Origin of the sequence: uncultured Nevskia sp. (assembly GCF_903885465.1) — a bacterium.
GTDB lineage: Bacteria > Pseudomonadota > Gammaproteobacteria > Nevskiales > Nevskiaceae > Nevskia.
In genome coordinates, this window is sequence record NZ_CAISIQ010000329.1 from 1 (window position 1) to 8883 (window position 8883).

At 64.9% G+C, this 8883-nt stretch carries 5 protein-coding genes and 1 pseudogene; all 6 read left to right on the top strand.

Annotated elements, in window-relative coordinates:
• Positions 1–344, top strand: a pseudogene (locus QZY06_RS12915) (3',5'-cyclic-nucleotide phosphodiesterase); the annotation flags it as partial.
• Positions 345–530: 186 nt separating this feature from the next.
• On the top strand, positions 531–1898 hold the full coding sequence (gene ffh, locus QZY06_RS12920; protein WP_295685018.1) for a signal recognition particle protein: 1368 nt from the start codon (positions 531–533) through the stop codon (positions 1896–1898).
• Between the two features lie 586 nt (positions 1899–2484).
• Positions 2485–3636 (top strand): flagellin, encoded by a 1152-nt coding sequence (locus tag QZY06_RS12925; RefSeq protein WP_295685021.1) that lies wholly within the window; start codon positions 2485–2487, stop codon positions 3634–3636.
• A gap of 86 nt (positions 3637–3722) precedes the next feature.
• Positions 3723–4112: a flagellar protein FlaG gene (locus QZY06_RS12930; protein WP_295685024.1), complete on the top strand. Its 390-nt coding sequence runs from the start codon at positions 3723–3725 to the stop codon at positions 4110–4112.
• Between the two features lie 10 nt (positions 4113–4122).
• Positions 4123–5454 (top strand): flagellar filament capping protein FliD, encoded by a 1332-nt coding sequence (gene fliD, locus QZY06_RS12935; protein WP_295685027.1) that lies wholly within the window; start codon positions 4123–4125, stop codon positions 5452–5454.
• A 219-nt stretch (positions 5455–5673) separates the two neighbouring features.
• The coding region (locus tag QZY06_RS12940) for an SdiA-regulated domain-containing protein (protein WP_295685031.1) at positions 5674–8883 on the top strand (3210 nt) is incomplete at its 3' end.

The window sequence follows — 8883 nt, forward strand, 5'->3', positions numbered from 1 at the left end:
CGGCGGTGGGTTTCGTCGTCGACGATGGCCGCGGTGTGTTCGCGTTCAGTGGCGATACCTTTGCCCATGACCGGATCTGGGACTTCCTCAATGCCTTGCCGCGCCTCGATCATCTGATGATCGAAGTGGCGTTCCCGAATCACGAGGACGCGCTGGCGCAGCGGGCGAGGCATTTCACGCCGGCCCGTCTCGGCAGCGAGCTGGGCAAGCTCAGGCATCGGCCGATGCTGCATCTGACCCACGCCAAGCCGGGCTCCGAAACGCTGATCACCGAGCAATGCACCGTGGCGCTGGCCGGCTGGCAGTACCGGCACTTGCGGATCGGCGACGAGATCGTCGTCTAAAGGCAAAAGCCGGGCTCACGCAAAGCCGCAAAGAAAAGCCTGAGCAGTAAAAATTTTGATTCTTTCCGCGTCTTTGCGTCTTTACGTGAGATAGCTTTTCGCTGGTTCCGGCGCGAGATGAAGCAGTTCACGCCGCGCCCTCCTGCATAATCGCGCCGTCCCGCAATACCCAACCGACGTCTGCCCATGTTCGAGAATCTGAGTTCCCGCCTGACCCGCACGCTCGATGCGCTGCGCGGCCAGGGTCGCCTGACCGAAGACCAAGTAAACACCGCTGCCCGCGAGCTGCGCATGGCGCTGCTCGAAGCCGATGTGGCGCTGCCGGTGGTTCGCGAGTTCATCGAGAAGGTCAAGGCGCGCGCGGTCGGCACCGAAGTCACTGAAAGCCTGACGCCGGGCCAGTCGATGCTCCGCGTTGTGCAGCAGGAACTGACCGCGACGCTCGGCGGCACCGCCGAACCGCTGAACCTGCGCACCCAGCCGCCCGCCGTGATCCTGATGGCCGGCCTGCAGGGTTCGGGCAAGACCACGACGACCGGCAAGCTGGCGCTGCGCCTGCGCGAAGTCGACAAGAAGAAAGTCATCGTCGTCTCCTGCGACGTCTATCGCCCGGCGGCCATCGAGCAGTTGCGCGTCGTCGCCGGCCAGGTCGACGTCGAATGGTTCCCGTCGAAGGTCGGCGAATCGCCGGTCGAGATCGCCAAGGCGGCGCTAGCCCACGCCAAGCTGCAGTTCGCCGATGTGCTGATCGTCGACACTGCCGGCCGCCTCGGCATCGACGAGGAAATGATGCTGGAAGTCGCGGCTCTGCACGCCGCGCTGAACCCGGTCGAAACCCTGTTCGTCGTCGACTCGATGACCGGCCAGGACGCCGCCAACACCGCCAAGGCCTTTGCCGATCGCCTGCCGCTGACCGGCGTGATCCTGACCAAGACCGACGGCGACTCGCGCGGTGGTGCGGCTCTTTCGGTACGCCATGTCACCGGCAAGCCGGTCAAGTTCATCGGCGTCGGCGAGAAGTCCGGCGCGCTCGAAGTGTTCCATCCGGATCGCATCGCCGCGCGCATCCTCGGCCAGGGCGACATGCTTGGCCTGATCGAGGAAGCCAGCCGCAAGGTCGATACCGAAGCTGCCGCCAAGCTGGCGTCCAAGCTCAAGAACAAGAAGAGCTTCGACCTCGAAGATTTCCGTCAGCAGATGGCGCAGATGGAACAGATGGGGGACATGGGCGCGATGCTCGAGAAGCTGCCCGGCGGCGCCAAGCTGCAGGCGCAGATGAAGAACGTGAAGCCGGAGAAGGAGATCAAGCGCGCGGTCGCGATCATCAATTCGATGACCAAGCAGGAGCGCCGCTTTCCGGATCTGATCAAGGCCTCGCGCAAGAAGCGCATCGCCCAGGGCGCCGGCCTTGAAGTGCAGGAAGTGAACAAGCTGATGCGCCAGTTCGACCAGACCAAGGAGATGATGAAGAAGCTCCAGGGCGGCGGCATGGCCAAGATGATGCGGGCACTGGCTGGCCGCATGCCGCCGGGTTTCGGGCCGCCGGGGCGCTGATTGCCGCTTGCGGGCGAGAAAGCAGGTACTACGCATCCCGTCATAGCCTTGCCGCTGCGCGTTCATTGCCAACGAGCCGCAGCGGGGTGTCTGCGAGGTCATCGCATGCCGTCTTTCAAGTAAGAAAAGCGCATCAAAGCGCGTCATGCCGGCCTGCGCGGCAATGACGGTGCGGCAGGCATCTGAAGAAAAGTGCGCTAGCGCTGCCAGATAGCCAAGCCGAGAAAAAGCGTCGGGCACTCGGACCTTCGATCGCAGCTTGCAGCGCTTCGCTGGGTCGCGATGTGCAAGCGCCCGCAGACGAATTACAGAAAAATCTATTGTCGACAATGGCTTGGAGCTTCCGTAAGGCCGCGGCCATCGACTCTCATGCCGCCGCAAAACGCTTGCTCACCACCGAACTTCCGCGCGGCGCTACCGCTGGTCGGTGTCAATCCGCTGCGAGTCAAGTTTTGCCGGGGCGGACCGCTAAATCCTCCAAGAGCAGCACGGCAGCACCGAAGCAAACCCATCTTTCCCCGCTTTCTCGCAGCACCCTCGACACGGATCAGACCTGCCGAGACCCACCTCACCAGGAGCAATGACCATGGCCGCAATCATCAACACCAACGTGGCGTCTCTGAACGCGCAGCGCAATCTGTCGTCGTCTCAGGGCGCCTTGAACACTTCCCTGCAGCGCCTGTCGTCGGGCCTGCGCATCAACAGCGCGAAGGACGATGCCGCCGGCCTCGCCATCGCTGATCGCTTCACCTCGCAGATCCGCGGCCTCGATGTCGCCTCGCGCAATGCCAATGACGGCATCTCGCTGGCGCAGACCGCTGAAGGCGCGCTGGGCGAAGTCACCAACAACCTGCAGCGTGTCCGTGAACTGGCCGTGCAGTCGGCGAATGCCTCGAACAGCGCCACCGACCGTGCCGCGCTGCAGGGTGAAGCCACGCAGCTGCTCAGTGAAGTCGATCGCGTTGCCAATCAGACCAAGTTCAACGGTGTTTCGCTGATCGACGGCAGCTTCACGTCGGCCGTGTTCCAGGTCGGTGCGAATGCCGGCGAAACGATCACCGTCAGCTCGCTGGTCGACGCCAACACGGCGGCGCTCGGCTCGGTGACCTCGGCCAGCGCCCAGTCCAGCGCCGTCTCCGGCATCAGCGTCCTGACCGCCCCGGTGGCCGGCACGCTGACCATCAACGGCACCGACATCAGCACCCAGATCGGCGCTGCCGGCACTTCGCAGCAGCGCGTCGGCCAGGTTGTCGATGCGATTAACAACAACTCGACCACCACCGGCGTCAATGCCGCTTTCGATGCCTCGACCGGCAAGATCGTGCTGAGCTCGGAGTCCACCATCACCGTCGGCGGTACCGATGACGGCACGGCCACCGGTTTCGATGGCGCCACCGGCGTTACCGGCACGGCGAGCACCACCACCGGCCTGACCTCGCTGGATCTGTCGAGCTACGCCGGTTCCTCGCTGGCGATCAAGCAGATTGATTCGGCACTCGGCCAGATCAACTCGGCCCGTGCCAACCTCGGTGCGATCCAGAACCGCTTCAGCTCGGTGGTCTCGAACATCGCTTCGACGTCGGAGAATCTGTCGGCTTCACGCAGCCGCATCCAGGATGCCGACTTCGCCAAGGAAACCGCTTCACTGACCCGCGGCCAGATCCTGCAGCAGGCCGGCACTGCGATCCTGTCGCAGGCCAATTCGGCTCCGCAGAGCGTGTTGAGCCTGCTCCGCTAAAACGGTAGGACGGGTCCAGCCTTCGGCTTGTCGTTCTGATCGGGAACGACAGGCCGGAGTCTGGATTTTTTCAGAGGGAAAGCACCATGTCCCTGACCAGTACTGCAGTCAGCGCGATCCAGGCCCCCATGATGAGTGGGGGCGTGGATCGTCTTGCCGTTTCCGTCATCGCTGTGCCGGGCTCGGCGCAGACGAATTCCATTCCGGCCGTGCTTCAGCCATCGAGCACGGCGGCTACCGATATTGCCGCCCAGCCCGCGCAGCTTGCGCAGGCGGTCGACGATCTCAATCAGCGTTTCAAGGACAGCCGCACCGATCTGCGTTTCAGCATCGACGAAGACAGCGGCCGCACCGTGGTGTCGGTCGTCGATGCCAAGGACGGCACGGTGCTGCGGCAGATGCCGACCGAGGAAGCGCTGCGCGTTTCGAAAGCACTCGACGAGGCGCTGGGCACCTTGATCAAGCGCATCGCTTAAGGAGAATTTCATGGCCGCCATCACTTCCGCCGGCATCGGCTCCGGGCTCGATGTCGCCAGCATCGTCTCGCAACTGGTTGCCGCCGAGCGCGGCCCGGCCGATCAACGCATCTCGATCGCGACGACGCGAGCCAATACCTCGATCTCGGCACTGGCCAATTTCCGTTCGGCAATGGCCAATCTGCAGACCGCTTCGAACGCGCTGCTGCCGGGCAGCAATGGCGCCGCCAGCAGCCTCGGCAAGCTGACGGCGACGCCGGCCACGGCCGACTATTTCACCGCCAGCGCCGAGAACAAGGCGGTGGCCGGCAACTACTCGGTGGAAGTCGTTTCGCTGGCTGCGGCGAACAAGCGCGCCAGCGATTCGTACGCCAGCAGCAGCGCCACCGTCGGTGATGGCGATGTCACGATCGCCGTGGGCGGCAAGTCATTCACCGTCAATCTCACCAGCCCCGCCAATACGCTCGCCGACCTGCGCGACAAGATCAACGCCGCCAGCGACAACAGCGGCGTCGGGGCGGCCATCGTTTCCGATGGCGGCGGCGCCCGGTTGCTGCTGACCAGCCGCGCCACCGGTACGGCCAACGCGGTCAGCGTCAGCAGTACGATCTTCAACACCACGGAGTCCCAGCCTGCAGCCGATGCCGTGGTCAAGGTCGATGGCTTCACCACCACCAGCAGCAGCAATGCGGTGACCACCGCCGTCGACGGCCTGACCCTGAACCTGGCCAAGGCCGCGCCGGGCACCAGTACCGTGCTGACCGTGGGTCTTGATTCGAAAGCCTCGGAAGCGGCGGTGGCGACCTTCGTCAACGCCTACAACAACGTCGTCAAGTTCATCGCCACGCAGACCAAGTTCGATCCGGTCGCGAAGACCGCCGGCATCCTGCTCGGCGATTCCACGGTGTTGTCGGCCACCCAGCAGCTGCGCAATGTCATCGGCGGCAGCGCCGATTCGGCCGGCGCCTACAAGACCCTGTCGGCGATCGGCATCACCACTTCCGCTGACGGCACGCTGATCTCCGACACCACCAAGTTCAACAAGGCGACCAGCACCGATTTCGCCGCCGTGCAGCGCCTGTTTGCCGGCACCGATGGTCTGGCGACCAAGATGTCGGCACTGACCAAGACGCTGCTCGCCGACGATGGCCAGCTGCAGGCCAAGACCGATGGCCTGAACGCAAGGCTGAAAGATCTGGGCACGCAGCAGACTGCCGTCGATGTCCGCATCCAGGCGTATGAGGCGCGCACCCGCGCGCAGTTCACGGCGCTCGATACGCTGATGTCCAAGCTCAGTTCCACCAGTTCGTATCTGACGCAGCAGCTGGCCAAGCTGAGCTGAGCGTTGACGCGCGGTTCACGGCGCCTTTCACAAGGCGTTTACCGCGCTTGATCGCTGATCGCGGCGCTGTCTTCGCTGGCTGAATTCCGGCGGAGCCTTGATCTGACTGCGATCGAGCGTTCGGCCGGCTGTTGGTGATCTCGGCTGTCATCTCTCCGTCAACGATCTGCAACAACTCGACCCTAGGTTCCGGCGCTCGCTCAACAACGAGGTAGGGACATGCGGCTACAGCGGACGAGTTGGCAGAAGGGTTTTGCGCGCAGCACGCTGGCCGTGGTCACGGCGTTCGGCATCGCTGCCTGCGACGACAATCAGGACGGCGACAGCTCGCCGCCTCCGACGCCGGTACCCACGGTACTGGCCGCGCCAACGGTTGCCTTCACCGCACCGGGCCAGTCGCTCGACCTCGCCAATTACACGCTGGCAGCCCAGTACGATCTGCCAGTCGGCAGCGGCAGCAATCTGCTCGCTGCCGAAGCTTCGGCGGTGACTTACAACCGCACGACCGGCACCTTGTTCATTGCCAGCGATCACGGCACCAGCATCGTCCAGGTGCGGCGCAACGGCGAGTTCGTCGACTCCATGACCTTGCCGGCCGATGCCTCGATGCCGCAGGGCACCTTCCTGTACGACCCGGAAGGCATCGCCTGGGTCGGCGGCAACGAGTTCGTCGTCGCCGAAGAGCGTTATCGCCAGCTTGCCCGGTTCACCTACACGCCGAACACCACCTTGGCACCTGCTGCGATCCGTCAGGTCAAGCTCGGTACCACCATCGGCAACATCGGCCTTGAAGGCGTGGCCTTCGATCCGCTGACCGGCGGCTACATCCTGGTCAAGGAAAAGACCCCGCTCGGCGTGTTCCAGACCACCGCCGATTTCGCGACCGGCAGCGCGTCCAATGGCTCGGCGATCACCGTCGACTCGACCAATCTGTTCGATCCGGCGCTGACCGGCTTCAGCGATCTGGCAGATGTCGCAGCACTCTCGAACATCCTGCCGAGCACCGCGGCTGACTACGCTGATCTGCTGATCCTCGGTCAGGAGAACGGCGCGCTGCTGAAGATGAATCGCAGCGGCGTGATTCTCAGCCGGCTCGATGTCGGCCTGCCGCCGCAGCATGAAGGCGTGACCATCGACGAAAACAACGTCATCTACTTGGTCAACGAACTCGGCGGCGGCGCTGGCCGGCCGCAGCTCTGGGTCTACGAGCCGACCACCGCGGTGACCAGCGTCGGCACCGGCAGCAAGCTGTATCTGAGCTTTGCCGAAGCGATCCGCGCCGGCACCGGCAGCTTCACGATCAGCAACGGCGCTGGCGATACGCGGACCGTCGCGATCGGCGATGCCGAACAGGTGACGATCAGCGGCAGCACCATCGCCATCGATCTGGCCACCAACCTGCAACCGGGAGCCAGTTACACGGTGACCGCGCCGGCCGGGCTGGTGCTCGCCACCGCCAATGCCACGACCACCTCGGCGGCGATCAGCGCCACGTTCACCACGCGCATGGAAACCGTGCCGCCGATGCTGAGCGCGACGATGCCGGCCGACAACGCCATCGCCGTCACCGGCAGCCGCGTGCTGCTGAGCTTTGACGAGCCGGTCAAGGCCGGCAGCGGCAGCATCATCCTTACCGGCACTGGCGGCGATGTCCGGACGCTCGCGGTCGGCGACATCACCCAGGTGACGATCAGCGGCAACACCGTCGACATCAACCCGAGTGCCGATCTGAACCCGGCCACCGCCTACAACGTCCAGATCGCGCGCGGCGTGATCACCGACATCGCCGGCAATCCGTTCGCCGGCCTGATCGGCGCCGAAGCGCTGAACTTCACCACCGCCGGCAGCGGCGGCAGCCAGCCGGCCACAGTGCTCAATGCCGGCGATGTGCAGTTCATTGCCATCAATGGCGACCCGACCGATGCGCTCGCCTTCGTGCTGCTGCGTGCGGTCAGCGCCGGCACCACCGTGCAGTTCACCGACAAGGATTACGCCGCTTCGTCGCCGACGTTCCCGACCAACGAAGCCGCGTTCACCTGGACGGCGGCTGCCGACGTGGCCGCCGGCACCATCGTCACCGTGCAGCTCGATCCGCTGCTCAGCGATATCGGCGTGGTCACCGGCGTCGGTGGCGGCGTCAGCACCTCGGGCGAAACCTATTACGCGTTCCAGGGCCAGATCATCGACGCTGGCGCGGGCCAGATCACGGTCAGCCGCTTCCTGGCGACGGTCAACCTCGGCGCCGCCGCTGGCGACATTCCGGCCGAGGTCACCGCGGCCAACGCCAGCATCCATTTCGATGAAGACAACGCCCGCTATGCCGGCTCGCTCGATCGCAGCAACCTGGCTGCTTTCGCGGCACTGGTTCGCGATCCGGCGAACTGGGAGCGCAATGACGCTACCGGCTATCCGATCATTGAAGGCAGCCTGTTCGGTACCGCACCGCCACCACCGCCTGCCGGTTCAATGACCGAACTCGCCGCCGGTGATCTGCTGTTCACCGCGATAAACGGCGATGCCCCGGATGCGATTGCCTTCGTCGTGCTGCGTGATCTGATCGCCGGCACCCAGATCGCATTCACCGACAAGGATTACGTTGCGGGTGCCACGACGTTCCCGGTCAATGAAGCGGCGTTTGTCTGGCAGGCCAGCGAAGCAGTGCCGGCCGGCACCCTCGTGACCATCACCACTGACACGCTGGCCACCGATCGCGGCGCGGTCAGCGGCATCAGCGGCGGCATCAGCACCAGCGCTGAAACCTATTACGCCTTCCAGGGCACGATCGGCGATGCTGCAGCGGGTGCGATCACGGTCGACCGCTTCCTGGCAGCGATCAATCTGGGCGGCGCGGCTGGCGATATTCCGGCCGAGGTGTCGGCCGCGAACGCTTACATTCATTTCGAGCAGGACAACGCCCGCTACAACGGCTCGCTCGATCGCATCGATCTCGCCGCGTTCGCGGCACGGGTTCGCGACACCGCGAACTGGGCAACCGACGACGCCAGCGCATTCCCGCTGACCGATGGCCGTCTATTCGGCGGCAGCAAGCTCGCCGCTGGCGACATCCGCTTCGTCGCCGCCAATGCCGATGCGCCGGACGCCCTCGCGTTCACCCCGCTGCGCACGCTGGCAGCGGGCACCGAGATCCTGTTCACCGACAAGAACTACGTCGCCGGCTCGCCGTTCCTGAGCAACGAGGCCGGCTTCACCTGGACGGCGACCGCCGCCATACCCGCCGGCACCCTGGTGACCATCAGCACCGATCCGCTCACTTCGGATCGCGGCAGCGTGGTCGGCCAGGGCGGCGGCATCAGCCCGGTGGCCGAGACCTATTACGCGGCGCAGGGCCTGATCCGCGATCCCAACATCGGCCAGGTGTTCGTCGACCGCTTCCTGGCGGCGATCAATCTGCGCGGCGCGGCCGGCGAA

Coding starts and splice junctions, on each gene's coding strand:
- QZY06_RS12930 (WP_295685024.1), top strand. CDS start 3,723: ATGTCCCTGACCAGTACTGCAGTCAGCGCGATCCAGGCCCCCATGATG.
- ffh (WP_295685018.1), top strand. CDS start 531: ATGTTCGAGAATCTGAGTTCCCGCCTGACCCGCACGCTCGATGCGCTG.
- fliD (WP_295685027.1), top strand. CDS start 4,123: ATGGCCGCCATCACTTCCGCCGGCATCGGCTCCGGGCTCGATGTCGCC.
- QZY06_RS12925 (WP_295685021.1), top strand. CDS start 2,485: ATGGCCGCAATCATCAACACCAACGTGGCGTCTCTGAACGCGCAGCGC.